At 65.9% G+C, this 16,855-nt stretch carries 19 protein-coding genes; 4 read left to right on the forward strand and 15 right to left on the reverse strand.

Translation table 11 applies throughout. The features are described 5' to 3' along the window. Nucleotides 1-3: 3 nt before the first annotated feature. The gene (locus tag BMZ97_RS29730; RefSeq protein ID WP_092178310.1) at nt 4-498 is read left to right on the forward strand and encodes a hypothetical protein; all 495 of its coding nucleotides are present in this window, start codon (nt 4-6) and stop codon (nt 496-498) included. A gap of 75 nt (nt 499-573) precedes the next feature. Here the strand turns inward: BMZ97_RS29730 and BMZ97_RS29735 are convergent, their stop codons facing one another. The 4 genes from BMZ97_RS29735 to ggt all read right to left on the reverse strand — a co-directional run bounded on the left by BMZ97_RS29735 (nt 574) and on the right by ggt (nt 3,940). Next, entirely contained in the window at nt 574-1,266 is a 693-nt protein-coding gene (locus BMZ97_RS29735; protein WP_092178312.1) for an acid phosphatase, read from the reverse strand. A 250-nt stretch (nt 1,267-1,516) separates the two neighbouring features. Then, nucleotides 1,517-1,642 carry a hypothetical protein gene (locus BMZ97_RS31850; RefSeq protein ID WP_348272140.1) on the reverse strand — a complete coding sequence of 42 codons (126 nt, stop codon included), beginning with the start codon at nt 1,640-1,642 and terminating at the stop codon, nt 1,517-1,519. A gap of 175 nt (nt 1,643-1,817) precedes the next feature. Then, nucleotides 1,818-2,111 carry a ribbon-helix-helix domain-containing protein gene (locus BMZ97_RS29745; RefSeq protein ID WP_092178314.1) on the reverse strand — a complete coding sequence of 98 codons (294 nt, stop codon included), beginning with the start codon at nt 2,109-2,111 and terminating at the stop codon, nt 1,818-1,820. A gap of 74 nt (nt 2,112-2,185) precedes the next feature. Next, complete coding sequence (gene ggt, locus BMZ97_RS29750) at nt 2,186-3,940, reverse strand: gamma-glutamyltransferase (protein ID WP_092178316.1); 1,755 nt, start codon at nt 3,938-3,940, stop codon at nt 2,186-2,188. A gap of 160 nt (nt 3,941-4,100) precedes the next feature. Here ggt and BMZ97_RS29755 point away from each other — a divergent pair, with 160 nt between their 5' ends. Genes BMZ97_RS29755 through BMZ97_RS29765 form a run of 3 tightly spaced genes read left to right on the forward strand, consistent with a single transcriptional unit; the run spans nt 4,101 to nt 6,146 of the window. Continuing rightward, nucleotides 4,101-4,709 (forward strand): LemA family protein, encoded by a 609-nt coding sequence (locus BMZ97_RS29755; protein ID WP_092178318.1) that lies wholly within the window; start codon nt 4,101-4,103, stop codon nt 4,707-4,709. Between the two features lie 25 nt (nt 4,710-4,734). Then, a complete protein-coding gene (locus tag BMZ97_RS29760) occupies nt 4,735-5,541 on the forward strand; it encodes a TPM domain-containing protein (protein ID WP_092178320.1) in 807 nt (268 codons plus the stop codon). Then, nucleotides 5,541-6,146 carry a TPM domain-containing protein gene (locus BMZ97_RS29765; protein ID WP_092178322.1) on the forward strand — a complete coding sequence of 202 codons (606 nt, stop codon included), beginning with the start codon at nt 5,541-5,543 and terminating at the stop codon, nt 6,144-6,146. The genes BMZ97_RS29760 and BMZ97_RS29765 overlap by 1 nt, the downstream gene beginning before the upstream one ends. A 7-nt stretch (nt 6,147-6,153) precedes the next feature. Here BMZ97_RS29765 and BMZ97_RS29770 read toward each other — a convergent pair whose 3' ends face one another. The 11 genes from BMZ97_RS29770 to acnA all read right to left on the reverse strand — a co-directional run bounded on the left by BMZ97_RS29770 (nt 6,154) and on the right by acnA (nt 16,807). After that, nucleotides 6,154-6,912 carry a DUF1223 domain-containing protein gene (locus tag BMZ97_RS29770; RefSeq protein WP_092178324.1) on the reverse strand — a complete coding sequence of 253 codons (759 nt, stop codon included), beginning with the start codon at nt 6,910-6,912 and terminating at the stop codon, nt 6,154-6,156. Between the two features lie 67 nt (nt 6,913-6,979). Then, nucleotides 6,980-7,912, reverse strand: a complete 933-nt coding sequence (locus BMZ97_RS29775; RefSeq protein ID WP_244546673.1) for a lipid A biosynthesis lauroyl acyltransferase — start codon at nt 7,910-7,912, stop codon at nt 6,980-6,982. A gap of 153 nt (nt 7,913-8,065) precedes the next feature. Further along, a complete protein-coding gene (locus BMZ97_RS29780; RefSeq protein WP_092178328.1) occupies nt 8,066-9,088 on the reverse strand; it encodes a zinc-binding dehydrogenase in 1,023 nt (340 codons plus the stop codon). Nucleotides 9,089-9,102: 14 nt separating this feature from the next. Next, nucleotides 9,103-9,387: a type II toxin-antitoxin system RelE/ParE family toxin gene (locus BMZ97_RS29785; protein ID WP_092178330.1), complete on the reverse strand. Its 285-nt coding sequence runs from the start codon at nt 9,385-9,387 to the stop codon at nt 9,103-9,105. Beyond that, entirely contained in the window at nt 9,384-9,635 is a 252-nt protein-coding gene (locus BMZ97_RS29790) for a CopG family ribbon-helix-helix protein (protein WP_069689023.1), read from the reverse strand. Before BMZ97_RS29790 ends, BMZ97_RS29785 begins: the two co-directional genes overlap by 4 nt. Before the next feature lie 55 nt (nt 9,636-9,690). After that, on the reverse strand, nt 9,691-10,437 hold the full coding sequence (locus tag BMZ97_RS29795; RefSeq protein ID WP_092178332.1) for an SDR family oxidoreductase: 747 nt from the start codon (nt 10,435-10,437) through the stop codon (nt 9,691-9,693). Beyond that, nucleotides 10,434-11,777 carry a beta-ketoacyl-ACP synthase gene (locus BMZ97_RS29800; RefSeq protein ID WP_092178334.1) on the reverse strand — a complete coding sequence of 448 codons (1,344 nt, stop codon included), beginning with the start codon at nt 11,775-11,777 and terminating at the stop codon, nt 10,434-10,436. The genes BMZ97_RS29795 and BMZ97_RS29800 overlap by 4 nt, the downstream gene beginning before the upstream one ends. A 10-nt stretch (nt 11,778-11,787) precedes the next feature. Then, on the reverse strand, nt 11,788-12,918 hold the full coding sequence (locus BMZ97_RS29805; protein ID WP_092178336.1) for a beta-ketoacyl-ACP synthase: 1,131 nt from the start codon (nt 12,916-12,918) through the stop codon (nt 11,788-11,790). Then, entirely contained in the window at nt 12,915-13,385 is a 471-nt protein-coding gene (locus BMZ97_RS29810) for a 3-hydroxyacyl-ACP dehydratase FabZ family protein (RefSeq protein ID WP_092178338.1), read from the reverse strand. The genes BMZ97_RS29805 and BMZ97_RS29810 overlap by 4 nt, the downstream gene beginning before the upstream one ends. Before the next feature lie 180 nt (nt 13,386-13,565). Next, nucleotides 13,566-13,847 (reverse strand): acyl carrier protein, encoded by a 282-nt coding sequence (locus tag BMZ97_RS29815; protein WP_092178340.1) that lies wholly within the window; start codon nt 13,845-13,847, stop codon nt 13,566-13,568. 248 nt (nt 13,848-14,095) lie between these two features. Then, nucleotides 14,096-16,807 carry an aconitate hydratase AcnA gene (gene acnA / locus BMZ97_RS29820; protein ID WP_092178342.1) on the reverse strand — a complete coding sequence of 904 codons (2,712 nt, stop codon included), beginning with the start codon at nt 16,805-16,807 and terminating at the stop codon, nt 14,096-14,098. Nucleotides 16,808-16,855 lie beyond the last annotated feature (48 nt).

Below are 16,855 nucleotides of genomic sequence, written 5' to 3' on the forward strand. Positions count from 1 at the left end.
GCCTTGCTGCGCTGGCTGCTGCTGATACCCTTCGCCTTGCTCGTTGCCATGGGGGCGGGGTTGTTCGCCATGCTCGTCGCCAGCGTGGTCTCGCCCGAGATCGCGCTTCTGATCGGCGGCGGTTTCCAGCGCTTGATGGAGGCGCTGTTCGGCCTGGCTGAAAGCGACATCGATCCCACGCCGGTGGCGCAGGCCGCCTTCAGCCTGCTCGGGCGGCTTGGCATGGCGATCATCGTCGCGCCGGTCGTGCTGGTCGCGGTCTTCAGTGAGCTCTTCCGCTTGCGCAGCGGGCTGATCCAGAGCGGGCTCACCGGCCTGCTGGCAACCGCAATGCCGCTGGCCATGCTGCGCCTGTCGCGCGCGCCGAGCGAGGCCGAGATGCGGGTGATCGGCGCCCTGTTCCTGATCGGGGCCGCGACGGGGTTCGTCTATTGGCTGATCGCGGGGCGTGGGGCGGGCGCCGCCCGGACCGTTCCGGCCGGCGCGCCGCCCCGATAAGGCTTACGGCTCTCATCAAAGAGTTAGAGCAGGATCGATTGCGAAAAACCGGTTCCCACTTTTTCGCATCCTGCTCTAGAGGCCGAGGACCTTGCGCAGTTCGGCCTTCGCCACGGCATATTCAGCCTGAAAATCGGGCTGCTCCATGATCTTGGCTGCGATCACCGTGCCGGCGATGCGGCCAGCCTCGATATCGGCGCGGAAATGGATGCCGCCGATGATCCGGTTCTCGCCATAGGCCCAGGCGCGCGCCATGATCTCGTTGCGCTTCTCCGGAACCATGTTCGAGAGAACGACGCCCATCAGCGTGCCGACAGTGGTATGGCCCGAGGGGTAGGCGCCGGAGTTGGAGAGCTTCACCGCGGGCTTGACCAGCGGGCTGTACTGATGCGGGCGCGGGCGCTTCCAGCTGTCCTTGGCGGGGTCGACGACCTCGCCTTCGGTCGCAACGATGCGGTCGAAGAAGGCCGAGAAGGCCGGTAGCGCCTCGGTCTTGAAATTCGGCCCCATGACATTGGCGAAGCGCCAGACATTCTCGACGACATCGGCCTGGGCCTGGGCTTCCATCTCCGGCGTGCGCGTGACCTGGATGCTCAGCACCTCGGCGAGTTCGGCGCGGGTCTGGGCCGAATCATTGGCCGGCGGCGGCTTGAGCAGGGTCATGAGATCGATGGTCTTGGCCGTGGCGAAGGGCTTTGCCTCCTCGGCGTGAACCGGGGAGAGGGCGAGCACGGCCGTCGTCAGGGCGGCGAGGAAGAGGGAGCGCATGGTGGGTTTCCTAGAGCCGGATGATGTCAGATGGCATCACGCAGTGATCCCATCTGACATCTGAATCCGCCTCTCAACTAAGAGTGAGAGCAGGATCAATGCGAAAAACCGGTTCCCACTTTTTCGCATCCTGCTCTGGTGGGGAGAAACCGACGCGCCCAAAACATGACAGGGCTATGAAGCCAGGCGGAGATGCTGCACAGCTTCAAATGGATGTGAGCGAAAGCGGGCACTGCAGTCAGCGCATCTCTCAGAACAGATGCGTGAGATCACGGCGGCCGTCGATGACGCGGACGATCTCGACGCTGTCGATCGACCCCTCGTCGCTATCCGGCTCGGTCTTATAGAGCAGCAGAAAGGGTGGTTCGATCAGCATGCGAAGGCTTGGCCGAATCTCGGGCCGGCGCACGCCAAGGCGCGGATACTCAGCAAGGATCACGGCCTAGGCCTCAATGCGCTCGAAGTAACGCTCGGCCGCTGCCGGGCTCTCAAGCCCGATCACCACATAGAGATCGAGCAGATCTCTGCGTGCTTGAGGTGACCAGAGAACCTCATCTGCGGCCACCGGCCACGGCCTTTCTGGCCTTGGCAAGACGATCGCGCGCCTCATCCCGCAAAGCAGTCATGTCGATCGCTCCGGCTTGGCCGCTTTGCAAGCCCTCATCCCAAAGCTGCCTAAGGCGTTCGATTTCGCCGCGCCGCATATCTCTCTTGATCTGCCAGTCGCGAAGGGCGTCACGGACGACTTCGCTGGTCGTCGCATAGTCTCCGCCATCGACCGCCGCACGAACCGCACTCAATTGCTCGCTCGTCAAGGCGATGCTGATCTTTTCTATGGTCGGCATCCAGCCATTCTCCCCGTTGAGGCCAGTGATAATGCTACTCAGTCATACCACCGGGGTAAAACCTCGGGAACCGCTCAATCGCCGATCGCGACACCCTCGCGCCGGCCATCGGCGCCGCCGACGAAGCCTTCCGGCGTCTTGACGATCGCCTGGATGCCCGAGGTCATCTCCAGCAGGCGGACCTCATGGCCTTTCGCCTCCAGCGCGGCCTTCCAGGGTTCGGCTTCGGTGCCCTTTTCCAATTCGGTCGGGCCGTTGCGGCTGCCGAAATTGGCGAGGTCGACAGCATTCTGCGGATCCATCTTCCAGTCGAGCAGCGCAACCAGCGTCTTGGCGACAAAACCGATGATCTGGCTGCCGCCGGGCGAGCCGACCACGGCATAGAGCCTACCGAAGGCGTCGAAGACCAGGGTCGGCGCCATCGAGGAGCGCGGGCGCTTGCCGGCCTCGACGCGGTTGGCGACAGGCTTGCCGTCTTCTTCCGGGGCGAAGGAGAAGTCGGTCAATTCGTTGTTGAGCAGGAAGCCGCCCTTGCTCATCAGGCGCGAGCCGAACCCGTCCTCGATCGTCGTGGTCATCGCGACGGCGTCGCCATTGGCGTCGATCACCGAGATATGGCTGGTGCCGTGCTCGACGCCATCCGAGGGCGCGAGCAATTGGGCGCGCTTATGCGGCGGGTCGCCGGGCGTGGCGCGGCCCATGGATTTGTCGGGGCTGACGAGGCCCGCGCGCGAGCGGATATAGTCGCGGTCGATCAATCCCGAGACCGGGACGCTGAGAAAGGCGGGGTCGGCGAGATAGAGCGCGCGATCGGCGAAGGCGAGGCGGCCGGCCTCGCTGAACCAGTGCGCCGCCTCGGGCCCTGGGCCCATGCGCGCCAGATCCTTGGTTTCGAGGATGCCGAGCATCTGCTGCACGGCAATAGTGCCGGAGCTCGGCGGACCCATGCCGCAGATCCGATAGACGCGGTAGAGCCCGCAGACGGCCTCGCGCTCCTCGATCTTGTAGGCAGCGAGGTCGGCGAGTGTGATGTCGCCCGGATTGCTCTTGTGGCCGGTGACCTTGGCGACGATGTCCTCGGCGATCGGCCCGGCATAGAAGGCAGCCGAGCCGTTCTCGGCGATGGCGCGCAAGGTCGCGGCGAAGGCCGGGTTCTTCAGGATGGTGCCGACGGCCTTGGCCTTGCCGTCGGGCTCGTAGAAATAGGCGGCAGCGAGCGGGTCGGCGCTCAAGGCCTTCTCGCCGGCCAGGAGGCCGTTGAGCCGCGGCGAAATCGCAAAGCCGTCCTCGGCGAGCTTGATTGCGGGTGCGACGACCTGCGACCAGGGCAGCTTGCCCCAGCGCTGATGCGCGCCCTCAAGCAGTTTCAGCGTGCCGGGTACGCCGACCGAGCGGCCGCCGATGACGGCCTCCATGAATTTCATCGGCTTGCCGTCCGCGCCGATGAAGCGATTCGGCTTTGCCGCTGCCGGTGCGATCTCGCGCCCGTCCAGCGTCGAGAGCTTCCGGCCGGCCTCGTCCCAATGCACCATGAAGGCGCCGCCGCCGATGCCCGAGCTCTGCGGCTCGACGAGGTTGAGCACGAACTGGATCGCGATCGCTGCATCGACCGCACTGCCGCCGGCGCGTAGGATCTCGCGGCCGGCATTGGTGGCCAGCGGATTGGCGGCGGCGACCATGTAAAGCCGGGTGTGGCCGGAGGTCTTGGCGATGCGTCCCGTGGCGGCTTCGGGCGCCGGAGAGAGGCTCTGGGCGGCCGCGGAGGTTACGACAGCTGCGGACAGGGCGATCGCGAGGAGAGCGCTCCTCGATACTGACAGGGTCGTCATCTCATCTTCCTTACTGTCGCGTCTTCACGACAGACTAGCGCCAGATTGCGTTGGCGCGCCATGGTCTCGGGCGCTGAGCTTCTCATCCGCCTTGGAGGCGGCGCCCGGGACGGCTAAGGTCACGGTCCTGCCTGTCGATACGTCAGCAAAGGGACCCGGCATGTCGTTCCCAGTTTCCATCGCCTTTCGCCGTAATTTGACGGCGGCAGTGCTTGCTTTCCTCGGTTTTGCGCTCGCGGGTTGCGGTTACAACAACGTCCCGACGCTCGAGGAAAAGGCCAAGGCGTCCTGGTCCGAGGTGCAGAATCAGTATCAGCGCCGCGCCGATCTGATCCCGAATCTGGTTGAGACGGTAAAGGGCTATGCCGCGCAGGAGCGCGAGGTGCTGACACAGGTCGTCGAGGCGCGCGCCAAGGCGAGCCAGGTCAAGGTCGACGCCTCGACCATCACCGATCCGGCGAAGTTCAAGGAATATCAGGACGCGCAGAACCAGCTCACCGGCGCGCTCGGCCGGCTGCTGGTCACGGTGGAGCGCTACCCCGATCTCAAATCGAACCAGAACTTCCTCGCCTTGCAGTCCCAGCTCGAAGGCACCGAGAATCGGGTCACGGTGGCGCGGCGCGACTACATCCAGGCGGTGCAGGCGTTCAATACCGAGATCCGCACGTTTCCGGGCGTGATCTGGGCAAAACTGTTCTGGGGTTCCAAGCCGATGGAGACCTTTGCCGCGACGGCCGGGGCGGAGCGACCACCGACGGTGAAGTTCTGAGGCGGCGGCGGTCGCGAGGCGCGTGATGGCGCGCAGCAGCCTTTGGTCGCTGATCCTGCTCGCTGCGCTCCTATTTGCGGGCGCGGGCGCTTGGGCGGCGGACCCCTCCTATCCCGCCCTCACCGGCCGTATCGTCGATGGCGCCAAGCTCATCGCGCCTGAGGCACGCCAGCGCATCGAGGCGAAGATCAAGGCGCATGAGGACAAGGCCGGCGACCAGCTCGTGGTCGCGACGGTGCCCTCGCTGCAAGGCATCGGCATCGAGGACTTCGCCAATGGCCTGTTCCGGTTCTGGAAGCTCGGCGAGAAACCGCGCAACAATGGTGTGCTGTTCATCGTCGCGCCGAATGAGCGCAAGGTCCGCATCGAGGTCGGCTACGGGCTGGAAGGGGCGCTGACCGATGCGCTCTCCAAGGTCATCATCACCACGGCGGTGGCGCCGAAGTTCAAGACCGGCGATTTCGCCGGCGGCATTGAGGGCGGCGTCGACGCGATCCTGACGATCCTCTCCGGCGACGCCGAGGAATGGCAGCGCCGCGCCCTGGTGCGGAACGATGAGAGTTCGCCGGCCGAGACGCTGGCCGTCATCCTGGTGATGGTGTTCATCTTCATCCTGGTGGTCTCCTTCATGCGCAGCCTGAGCCAGGCGGGCGGGGCGGGCCAACATCGCCTGCGTGACGGGCGCTGGATCACGTTGCCGCAGAATTCGAGCTGGGGTTCGGGTTCAGGTTCGAGCTGGGGAGGTGGCGGCGGCTGGAGTTCTGGTGGCGGTGGCGGCTTCTCCGGTGGAGGCGGCTCGTCGGGCGGCGGCGGAGCTTCGGGGAGTTGGTGATGGATTCTGACGACAGGAACGCGATCGCGGCGGCCGTCGCCCAGGCCGAGCGCCTGACCAGCGGCGAGATCGTGGTGGTGATCGACCGCGCCGCGAGCAGTTATCGCTCGGTACCGATGGTGCTGGCCTTGGTGCTGTCGCTGTTGGTGCCCTGGCCGCTCCTGGCGCTGACGATGACGAGCGCGCCGCGCATCTTCCTGATCCAGCTGATCTGCGCGGCCCTGCTGATGGCCGCGCTGCTCTGGTATGGGCGCGGCGGCCGCTTCGTGCCCGGCTTCGTCAAGCGCGGCCGCGCACATGACGTGGCGCTGCGCGAGTTCACCGCGCGCGGGCTGACGCAGACGCGCGGGCGCACCGGCGTGTTGCTCTATGTCGCCCTGCAGGAGCGCTATGCCGAGGTCGTCACGGATATCGGCATCGAAGGCAAGGTCGGTCCGGAGACATGGCGGGACATCGTCGCGGGCCTGCTCGACGCTGCCCGGCAGGAGCGTTTGCGCGAGGGGCTGATCGATGCGGTCGGGGCGCTCGGACGTGTCCTGGCGCAGCATGCGCCGCCGACCGCCGACGATATCGACGAACTGCCGAACAGGGTGATTCTGCTGTGAGGCGGGATCAGCGTGCGCTGCGGGCCGCGCCCAGCATCGCGGCGGGCATCATGCCGTATTTGCCGAGCGTTTCGGCCTGCACGACGACGACATAGCTGTCGGAATCGGCGGCGCGCGTTGTCGTGAGGGGAGCCGTCAGGGTTGTCTCGCCGCCATCCCATTCGCCGACGCGCACCATGCCACGCACGACATTGGCGTAGGTGATGGTGCGGCCTTCATTCTCGCCGCGCGTGATCGGAACGGTGACCAGCTTCGCGACCGGAAGAATCCAGACGCCGGCGGGCTTATCACCTGGGCTGGCGGAAGCTGCGATCTTGATCCGCAGCGTCGTGCCGTCCTCCTGGAGCGAGAGCTTTGCGGGCAGGGCGCCGGGCACCTGCTCGCGCAGCGCGCGCTCGATCTCGGTCTTGTCGGAGCCGACGATGTGGGAGGCGCCGTTGATCACGGCCTGGGGCGTGTAGACCTGGCCGTCGCCGCGGGCCTTGGCATAGAATTTCTGGCGCTTGGTGAAGACGTCCTGGCCGAGTGTGTCCTTCCAGCCGAGATAATCCCAGTAGGTCACCGGCAGCGTCAGCGCGATGACAGCCGGGTCCTTGGAAATCTCGCGCAGAAGTGCGTCCGCGGGCGGGCAGGACGAGCAGCCCTGGCTGGTGAAGAGCTCGACGACCGCCTTCGGCTGCACCGCAGGTGCCTGCGCATGCGCCGTCGCGCCGCTCAGGAGGAGCGCGGCGATGGATACAGGAAGGAGGCGGGCGCGAAGGGTCATGGCTGAACTCGGCGACCATTATAGCTGCGAGGTATTACCAAAGCGCCCAACCGCCCTCACTTGGAAATCACGTTGCCTTGAAAACCGGTTGAATCGTCATGGCGGGCGTGTCGTCGCCCTTCGCCGCGGCGATCAGATTAGGCCGCCAGCGCCGATGCATCCAGAGCCATTGCTCGGGATGCTCGCGCACCCATCCCTCGACGACGGCAGTCATCATCGCCATCGCGCCTTGAACGTCGATTTCGCCATTGGCATCGCGCGGCAAGTCGAGCGGCGGCGTCAACTCCAGCCGGAAACGATGATGGGGCAACCGGATGACGCGCACGCCATGGACCGGGCATTCGAAGCGGCGGGCGAATTTGCCAAGGATCGGGTTGGTCAGCGCCGGCCGGCCCATGAAAGGCACCACCACGCCGCGGGTGAAATGCTGGTCGATCAGCATGCCGAGATGGCCGCCCTTCTCCAGCACGCCCTGCATGGCGAAGGCCGCGCCCTGCTTGGCGGCGGCGAGACCGCCCATCGCGCCGGAACGGATCTCATGCACGATCGCGGCGATGGCCGGGTCGTTGGGCGCGCGGAACACGGCGGTGGTGTCGAGCTTGTAGGCAGCGGCGCAGATCGCCGGCAGCTCCCAATTGGCGAGATGGGAGGAGAAGATCAGGCCAGGTTTGTCATCGCCCCTGAGCGCGATGAACTGCTCGATGCCATCGACCTCGACACGCGAGGGGGCGTCCCGGTGATCATCATCATAGTCGAACAGGGTGTTCAGATGAGCGTATTCGGCGGCGGTGCGGCCGAGATTCTCCCAGGCTCCGCGCGCGATCCGCCGAACCTCGTCCTCCGCCATGCCGGGGAAAGCCGCGCGGATGTTCGCGAGCGCGACGCGGTTGACCGGGATCACCGGGCTGACGCTGCGCAGCAGCCAACCGCCGAGATCGCTCGCGCGCTCGGGCCCGAGCCAGCGCAGGAAGCCGAACAGCGCCCGGATCAGGCCGATCATCACCACGGCGCCGGCGCGCGCGGCGAGAGCTTTCAGTCGTCTCAAGGTCAGCCCGGTCCCATCTCGCCCGTGCATTGAGCTTATCGGGCAGGAACCGGGGACTTGCGGCAGGAAGGCCGCTTGCGTCAAGCCTTCCGGGCGCGGACGGCCGCGTCAGAAGGTGACGATGACCTTGCCGAAGACCTGCCGGCCTTCAAGCCGGGCCAGGCCTTTTTCGAAATCGGCGAGCGGAAACACCGAATCGATCACGGGTTTCATGCCGCCAGCCATCTTTTCCAGCGATTGCGCGATGTTTTCGATGCGGCAGCCGAAGGACCCGGTGATGCGGTATTGCTGCTGAAAGAGCTGCATCAGATTCATCGTGGTCGAGGCGCCGGAGGTCGCGCCGCAAGTGACGAGCCGGCCGCCACGCTTGAGGCAAAGCAGCGAGCCGTTCCAGGTGTCGGCGCCAACATGCTCGAAGACGACATCGACGCCCTTGCGCTTGGTGAGCTGGCGCACCTCGCCCTCGAAGCGCTCGGTCTTGTAGTTGATGACGAAATCGGCGCCGAGCGCCTTGGCCTTGCGGCCCTTCTCGTCGTCGCCGACGGTGGTGTAGACCGTGCAGCCGATCGCCTTGGCCATCAGGATGGCGGCCGTTCCGATGCCCGAGCCGCCGGCATGGACCAGGATTGATTCGCCGGGTTCGAGCTTGGCGTTGTCGAACAGCATGTGCTGGACCGTGCCGAAGCCGATCGGCGCGCAGGCCGCATCCTCGAAGGAGACGCCCTCAGGCGCCTTGATGACGAGGCGCGCCGATTTGTTCAGCAGTTCGCGCGCGAAGCCGTCGATATGGAAGCCCATGATGCCGGCGACGTTTTCGCAGAGATTGTCGCGGCCCTCCTTGCAGGCCTTGCAGTGGCCGCAGGTCTCGGCGCCATAGGCGGTGACGGTGTCGCCGACCTTGAGATTGGTGACGCCCTCGCCGACGCAGACGATCTCGCCCGCGGCCTCGACGCCCGCGGCCTGGGGCATCTTGCGCTTGGCGAAGGCCATGCCGCGAAAGCCCCAGACGTCGAGATAGTTCAGCGCGACCGCGCGGATGCGGATCTGCACCTCACCGGCGGCGGGCGGCGGCGGCGGCTCGATCTCCTCGAGACGGAGGTCGCGGTCGCCATGAAGCTGGAGGGAACGCATCGGTATAGTGCCTTTCAGAACTGGTCGGGCCAGTCACGCGCGGCGTGCAGCGCGGCCAGGATTTCGACGCGTCCTTCGCGGACGCGGTAGGGGAGGATATAGCTCGTGCCAGAGACCCCGAGTTCTCGCGTTTCCTCAACCCGGCCCGGCCGGCCTATGGCGGGGCTGTCGGCAAGCGTTTTGGCTGCAAGTCGAAGCCTTCGGACCAGCGTCAGCGCGGCAGTCGGATTGAAATCAGCGATATAATGGCCGACCTCGCGTAAGTCATCTTTGGCACGAGGCGTCCAGATCAACTTCATCGGGCGGCATCAATGCGGGCTTGCAACTCCACTTCAATCGCGTCGAGCTCTTCCTCCGTCGCGAACTCGCCGCGGTCGGCCTGGGCGATGCCCTCCTTGATCTTGGCGATCTGCCAAGCATTCAGCTCGACGTAGGATTCGATCGCCTTGGCCGCGATCCAGCTGCGCGAGCGGTCCGTGTCGGCGGCCAGCGCGTCGAGCTTGGCCAGCATCTCGTCGTCGAGGCGGATGGTGAAGGCTGCGGTCATGATGGTTCACCCCGGTTCGGAGTGAACCTGGCATATTTGGGTCGCTGGGTCGAATTCAGCGATGCACGCCGAGCTGCGCCGTTACCCCGCCGTCGATCGGCAGCACGGTGCCGGTGATGTAGGCCGCCGGCTCGCTCATCAGGAAGGCGGCGAGCCCCGCGACCTCCTCGGGCTTGGCGAAGCGGCCGGCCGGGATCTGGGCCTGCATCTTGTCGCGATAGGCGGCATAGGGCGCCATCATGTCGGTGTCGACGAAGCCCGGCGCGATCACGTTGACGGTGACGCCGCGCTTGCCGGTCTCGACCGCGAGCGTCTTGGCATAGGAGATCAGCGCGCCCTTGGAGGCGGCGTAGGCGGCATTGCCCGGATTGCCGCGCAAGGCCGCGACGGAGCCGATCGCGACGATGCGCCCGGCGCGGGCGCGGATCATGTTGCGCATCAGGCACTTGGCGAGGCGGGTGAAGGCCCAGAAATTGACCTGCATCGCCGCTTCGGCCTTGTCCTGCGCCATCATCGCGGCGAGCGAATCATAAGGCTGGCCGGCATTGTGGATGAAGCCGAAATAGCTTTCCGCGTCGCGCCCCTCGCAGAAGGCGTCGAGCGCGGCCTTGTCGGAGAGATCGAGCGGGAGGGCCGCGAGCAGGCGATCGGGGTGGGCCGCATTGATCTCCGCGACGAGCGCCTGCGCCTGGTCGGGCGATGAGCGATAGGTGAAATCGACATCATGGCCGGCCGCGGCCAGCGCACGGACGATCGCGGCGCCGACACCTTTGGCGCCGCCTGTGACGAGGATGCGGGTCATGCGTGAGTAGGCTCCGCCGTCAGCACGAGGCAGGTATTCTGGCCGCCGAAGCCGAAGGAGTTCGAGATGACGGTGCGCACCTTCGCATCGCGGGCCGTGTTGGGCACGACGTCGAGCGCGATCGCCGGATCGGGATTGGTGTAGTTGATCGTCGGCGGAATGCGGCCATTGGCGATGGTCATGAAGGAAATCACGGCCTCGACTGCACCGGCCGCCGTCAGCGTATGGCCGATCATCGACTTGTTGGAGGAGATCGGCAACGTCGCCATGCGCTCGCCGAAGACGGCAGTGCAGCTCATCGCCTCCATCTTGTCGTTCTCGGGCGTCGAGGTGCCGTGGGCGTTGATGTAGTCGACATCATCGGGTCCCAGCCCGGCATCGTCGAGCGCATCCCGCATGGCGAGGATCGCCGGCTTGCCATCAGGACTCGAGCGGGTGCGGTGAAATCCGTCGCCGCGCTCGCCGCAACCCGCGACGATACCCAGGATGGTCGCGCCGCGCGCGAGCGCATGGTCGTATTCTTCCAGCACCAGCGCGCCGGCGCCTTCGCCCATGACGAAGCCGTCGCGGTTCTTCGAGAAGGGTTTCGCGGCGGCTTCCGGCGGATCGTTCTGAGTCGAGAGCGCCGAGAGCAGCGAGAAGCGGATCAGCGCCTCGGCATGGACCGAGCCGTCGGTGCCGATGCAGAGCGCGGCCTCCGTATCGCCGCGGCGGATTGCTTCGACGCCCATCTGGATCGCGGTCGCGCCGGAGGAGCAAGCCGTCGAGAGCGAGATCGGCGAGCCCTTGGTGCCGAATCTGTCGGCGATATGATCCGCGACTGCGCCGAACAGGAAGAGCTCGTGCATGGGTTTGAATTTTTGCGAGGCGGCCGCCCTCAGCAGCCCGTCATAATCCACATCGCCTTCGAAGGTTCGGGCGAGCTCCTGCTTCTGCGGCCATTCCATCTCGACCGGCGGCACCGCCATGAAGAGCTCCCCGGGGAAATCGCCGGGCTGACCGAGGCCGCTCTGGCTAACCGCTTCGTCGGCTGCGAGCGTCGCGAGTTTTTCGGAGAGCTGCGGTGCGGTGAAGGAGCCGTCGAAGAGATAATCGACCGTGCCGGCGATGGTGGTGCGCAGGCCCTCGGTCGGGAAGCGCTCGATCCGGTGGATGCCGGATTCACCGGCGGTCAGCGCTTGCCAATTGGCCTCCTTGCCCTGGCCGAGCGAGGTGACGATGCCGAGGCCGGTCACCGCGACGACCCGGCGGCCCTTGGCGTCGCGATGGGCTGCAGTCTGGCCCGCTGCAGTCTGGTTCACGGCAGTCTGGTTCACTGCAGGCTGGTTCTTGGCGCTCATCGCTTGATCCTCACGCTTTCACCAGGCGCGCCGCGCCCTCGCCGCGCCAATGGCCGGCGCCGGTGACGATCGCCTCCTTGGCCTGCCCCGCCGAGATGGCGGCTGCGGCCAAGGCGACGGAGACCGGGAATGCGGCCTCCAAGGCATGGCCGACGAGATCGCCGGTCGCGACGCGCCTGGCTTGCGGCAGCGCAGCGATGACCGAAGCCTCTTCCGCCGTGATTCCGGCGGCGCCGGTCGCGGCCGAGATCGCCAGGGCGCCGGGCGCAATCGCGCCGAAGCCCGAGAGCAGTCCGTTCAGGGCCGCCTCCACCGTGCCGGGCTGGCGCTTCGAGCGCGCCGCAGCAACATGGCTCAGTCGAGCGTGGATCTTGGCGCCGCGCGCGGCGGCGCGCCCGGCCGATTCAAGCACCAGGAAGGCTCCGGCGCTGCCGGTGATGAGGCCCGGCGTTGCCTCGCGCGCGAAAACAGGGGCAAATTCGCCCTTGCGCAGAAAGCCGCCGAGTTCGAGCAGCAGCAGCATGTCGCGCCGCTCGGCATTATAGGCGCCGCCGACCAGCATGACCTCGGCCTGGCCGGCTGCGATGCGGGCATGCGCGGTGCGGATGGCGTCGACGCCGGCCTGCTCCTCGCCCATGAAGGTGCGCGAGGCGCCGGTGACGCCGTGGACGATGGCGATATTGCCGGCAAGCAGGTTCGAGAGCTGGGCGAGGAAGAGCGTGGGGCGCAGATCGCCCATCAGGCGCTCGTTCAGAAAGGCTCCCGGCTCGCTTGCGTCGCGCAGGCCGGTGAGGATGGCACCATCGACGGCATGGTCGCGCTCGCCGCCGCCGGCGGCGACGATGACCTGCAGCACGCCCTTGGCCTCGGCATCCTCCTTCAGCCCCGCATCATCGAGAGCCAGACCAGCGGCGTAGACGCCGAGCCGCTGCCAAGGCTCCATCTGGCGCTGATCCGATTTCTTCGGGATCTGGCGGTCGAGTTCGAGCGGCTTCAGCGGGTGCACGGGATAGGGTGCGAAGCTCGTAGCGTCGGTATTCGGTGCGGCGCCGGATGCCAGCGCCTGCGCATGGGTCTCCAGCCCCTCTCCGAGACTGGACGCCAGTCCGATCCCGGTGATGACGACGTCGTGCGGGTTCATCGTGCAGGCTCCGGCTTGAGGCCGATGGTTTTGATGCGGCTTTCCATCAGCGCGCGCATGTCGGCGGGGAAAGGCATCAGTCGGAACCGCAATTCAGCGTCGCAGATCGGCTTGCCGGCGATGGTGATCTTCGCCTTGGTGGCGGCGTAGCCCGATCCCTCGATCACCAATTCGGCGGAGACGTCGAGAACGGCGTCGGGCTCGACGAAGGTGCGGAAGCGCGCCTTGTCGACGGTCATCAGGAAGGGCATCTGGGTCAGCCCGTTCAGGCCCAGCAGCAGATAGCCGGAGGCCTGCGCCATCGTCTCGGTCAGCAGGACGCCGGGCACGAGGGGGTGGCCGGGGAAATGGCCTTCGAAGACGGGGCTCGCACTCGCAGACGGCACGGTCGAGCGCGTGACGATGCGCTTTTCCGAAGGTTCGAATGCGACAACGGTGTCGATCATGTCGAAATATTCGAGGCGCATGCGATCCTTGGCCTTGTCGGGCGCGCCCGGAAACGGCGCGCGCCCGCGCCGCGGACCGAAGTCTCCGCGCGCGGGCTTGCATATGCTCTATCGGGAGAGTGTGCCCGGCTCAAGGCCGAGCGCAGATCAAGCTCGCTTCAGGTGCTGAGCCTGCCGCCGACCTCAGGCCGTTTTGCGACCTTAGGCCTTCTTGGCAGCCACGAGCTCGTCGATGCGCTTGCACAGGTTCTCGAGCACGAAATACTGCTCGGCCGGCGCCTTGCCCTCGTTGACTTCCTGGGTCCACTGCTCGAGCGGCAGCTTGATGCCGAAGGCCTTGTCGATCGCGAAGGCGATGTCGAGGAAGGCGAGCGAGTCGATGCCGAGGTCTTCGATGGCGTGGCTCTGAGGCGTAATCTTTTCTCGCGGAATGTCGCAGGTCTCGGAAATGATGCCGGCGACCGTCTCGAACGTGGCGGACATGCGGGTGCTCCCGTCTTGAATGATGATGGCGGGCGACATCCGGGCGCGGGGATCCCGCGCCTGCCCCAAGCCCCCCGCCGAGGATGACTGTGACGCCCCCTTACACCGAGGGCGGAAAGAGGACAACCTCGCGCGACGAGAAGCGCGTCATGGCCGGGCTTGACCCGGCCATTTCTTGCTGGGGAGCCTCTTGCGGAAAGAGGTTCCCGGGTCCGCGCATTACGCGGCCCGAGAATGACGCGCTGCGATCAGGCTGCGATGCCGCGCAGCACATATTGCAGGATGCCGGCGTTCTTGAAGTAGTCGATCTCGTCCAGCGTATCGATGCGGCAGAGGATCGGCACTTTCTTGACCTTGCCGTCGGCCGAGGTGATCTCGGCTTCCAGCATCTGGCGCGGCTTCACGGTGGCGAGACCCTTGATGGTCACGCTCTCGTCGCCCTTGAGATCGAGCGAAGCCCAGCTCGTGCCTTCGGCCAGCGTGAACGGCACCACGCCCATGCCGACCAGGTTCGAGCGGTGGATGCGCTCGAAGCTCTGGGCGATCACGGCCTTGACGCCGAGCAGGTTGGTGCCTTTCGCCGCCCAGTCGCGCGAGGAGCCGTTGCCGTATTCGACGCCTGCGAAGACCACCAGCGGCACTTTCTCCTGCTGATAGCGCATCGCCGCGTCATAGATCGGCAGCTCTTCCTTGCTGGGATAGTGAATGGTGTAGCCACCTTCGCGCCCGTTGGGACCCATCATGTGGTTGCGGATGCGGATATTGGCGAAGGTGCCGCGCATCATCACCTCATGGTTGCCGCGCCGCGTGCCGTACTGGTTGAAGTCGGCGACTTCGACGCCGTGCTCCATCAGATACTTGCCCGCGGGCGAGGCCGCCTTGATCGAGCCTGCCGGCGAGATGTGGTCGGTGGTGATCTTGTCGCCGAACAGGCCCAGGATGCGGGCGCCGACGATCTCGGTGACGGGCTTGGGCGTCTTGCTGATGCCCTCGAAATAGGGCGGGTTCTGCACATAGGTCGAGGCGTCTTCCCAGGCATAGGTCTGGCTCTGGGGCGTCTTGACCTTCTGCCAGTTGGCATCGCCCTTGAAGACGTCGGCATATTTCGCCTTGAAGATCGCCTTGGTGACGTTCTTGGCGATGAAGGCCTGGATTTCCTTGTTGGTCGGCCAGATGTCCTTCAGGAAGACCGGGTTGCCGGCTTTGTCCATGCCGAGCGGCTCGGTGGTCAGATCGAGCTGCACCGAGCCCGCCAGAGCGTAGGCGACGACCAGCGGCGGCGAGGCGAGGTAGTTCGCCTGCACGTCCGGCGAGACGCGGCCCTCGAAATTGCGGTTGCCGGAGATGACGGCGGCCGCGATCAGGCCCTGCTCGTTGATGGTCTTCGAGATCTCCGTCGGCAGCGGCCCGGAATTGCCGATGCAGGTGGTGCATCCGAAGCCGACCAGGTTGAAGCCTAGCTTGTCGAGATCCTTCTGCAGGCCGGCCTTGGCGAGATATTCCGCCACGACCTGCGAGCCGGGGGCGAGCGAGGTCTTGACCCAGGGCTTGACCTTCAGGCCCTTGGCGACCGCGTTGCGGGCGAGCAGGCCCGCCGCCATCAGCACCGAGGGGTTGGAGGTGTTGGTGCAGGAGGTGATCGCGGCAATGACGACGTCGCCATGGCCGAGGTCGAAGTTCTTGCCCTCGACCTTGACCCGGCGCGAGAGCTCGACGCCCTTCTTGTATTCGGTGTCCATCGCGGCGGCGAAGCCGGCCTTGATCGCGCCGAGATCGGCGCGGCCTTCCGGGCGCTTGGGGCCGGCCATCGAGGCCTTGACCGTGGTCAGGTCGAGCTCAAGCGTGTCGGTGAAAACCGGGTCGGGCGTGGCGCGGGTGGCGAACAAGCCCTGCGCCTTCGAATATTTCTCGACGAGGGCGACGCGGGCCGGCTTGCGGCTGGTGGTGTCGAGATAGTTCAGGGTCTCGGCGTCCACCGGGAAGAAGCCGCAAGTGGCGCCGTATTCAGGGCCCATATTGGCGATGGTCGCGCGGTCGGCGAGCGTCAGCGCATAGAGGCCGGGCCCGAAGAACTCGACGAATTTGCCGACGACGCCCTTCTTGCGCAGCATCTGGGTGACGGTCAGCACGAGGTCGGTCGCGGTGATGCCTTCCTTGAGCTTGCCGGTGAGCTTGAAGCCGATGACCTCGGGCAGCAGCATCGACTGCGGCTGGCCGAGCATGGCGGCCTCGGCCTCGATGCCACCGACGCCCCAGCCGAGCACGGCCAGGCCGTTGACCATGGTGGTGTGCGAATCGGTGCCGACCACGGTGTCGGGATAGGCGACCTCGACCGTCTCGGTCTTCTTGCCCTTCTTCACCTTCTCCTTGGCCGTCCAGACGGTCTGGGCGAGGTATTCGAGATTGACCTGGTGGCAGATGCCGGTGCCGGGCGGGACGACGCGGAAATTGTCGAAGGCGAGCTGACCCCATTTCAGGAAGCGGTAGCGCTCGCCGTTGCGCTGATATTCGAGGTCGACGTTTGCTTTCAGCGCCTTGGGCGAGCCGAATTCGTCGACAATGACGGAATGGTCGATGACGAGATCGACCGGAACCAGCGGGTTGATCTTCTTGGGGTCGCCGCCGAGCGCCTTGACGCCGTCACGCATCGCGGCGAGGTCAACCACGGCGGGCACGCCGGTGAAGTCCTGCATCAGCACGCGGGCGGGGCGGAAGCCGATCTCCTTGCCGGCCTTGCCCTTGTCGTCGAGCCAGCCGACGAAGGCCTCGATATCGGCCTTGGTGACCGAGCGGCCATCCTCGAAGCGCAGCAGGTTCTCAAGCAGCACCTTCATCGAGAAGGGCAGCTTCGAGATGCCGGGCAGGCCGTTCTTCTCGGCGATCTTGAGGGAGTAATAGACGTATTTCTTGGTGCCGACAGTCAAGGTTTTGCGGCATTTGAAGGAATCGAGCGAAGCCATGCGGGCTATCCTGATCAAGGGGTTGCGGTCGCGAGCCGGTGAGCCTTG

The sequence above is a fragment of the Allobosea sp. OK403 genome, from assembly GCF_900113835.1.
GTDB lineage: Bacteria > Pseudomonadota > Alphaproteobacteria > Rhizobiales > Beijerinckiaceae > Allobosea.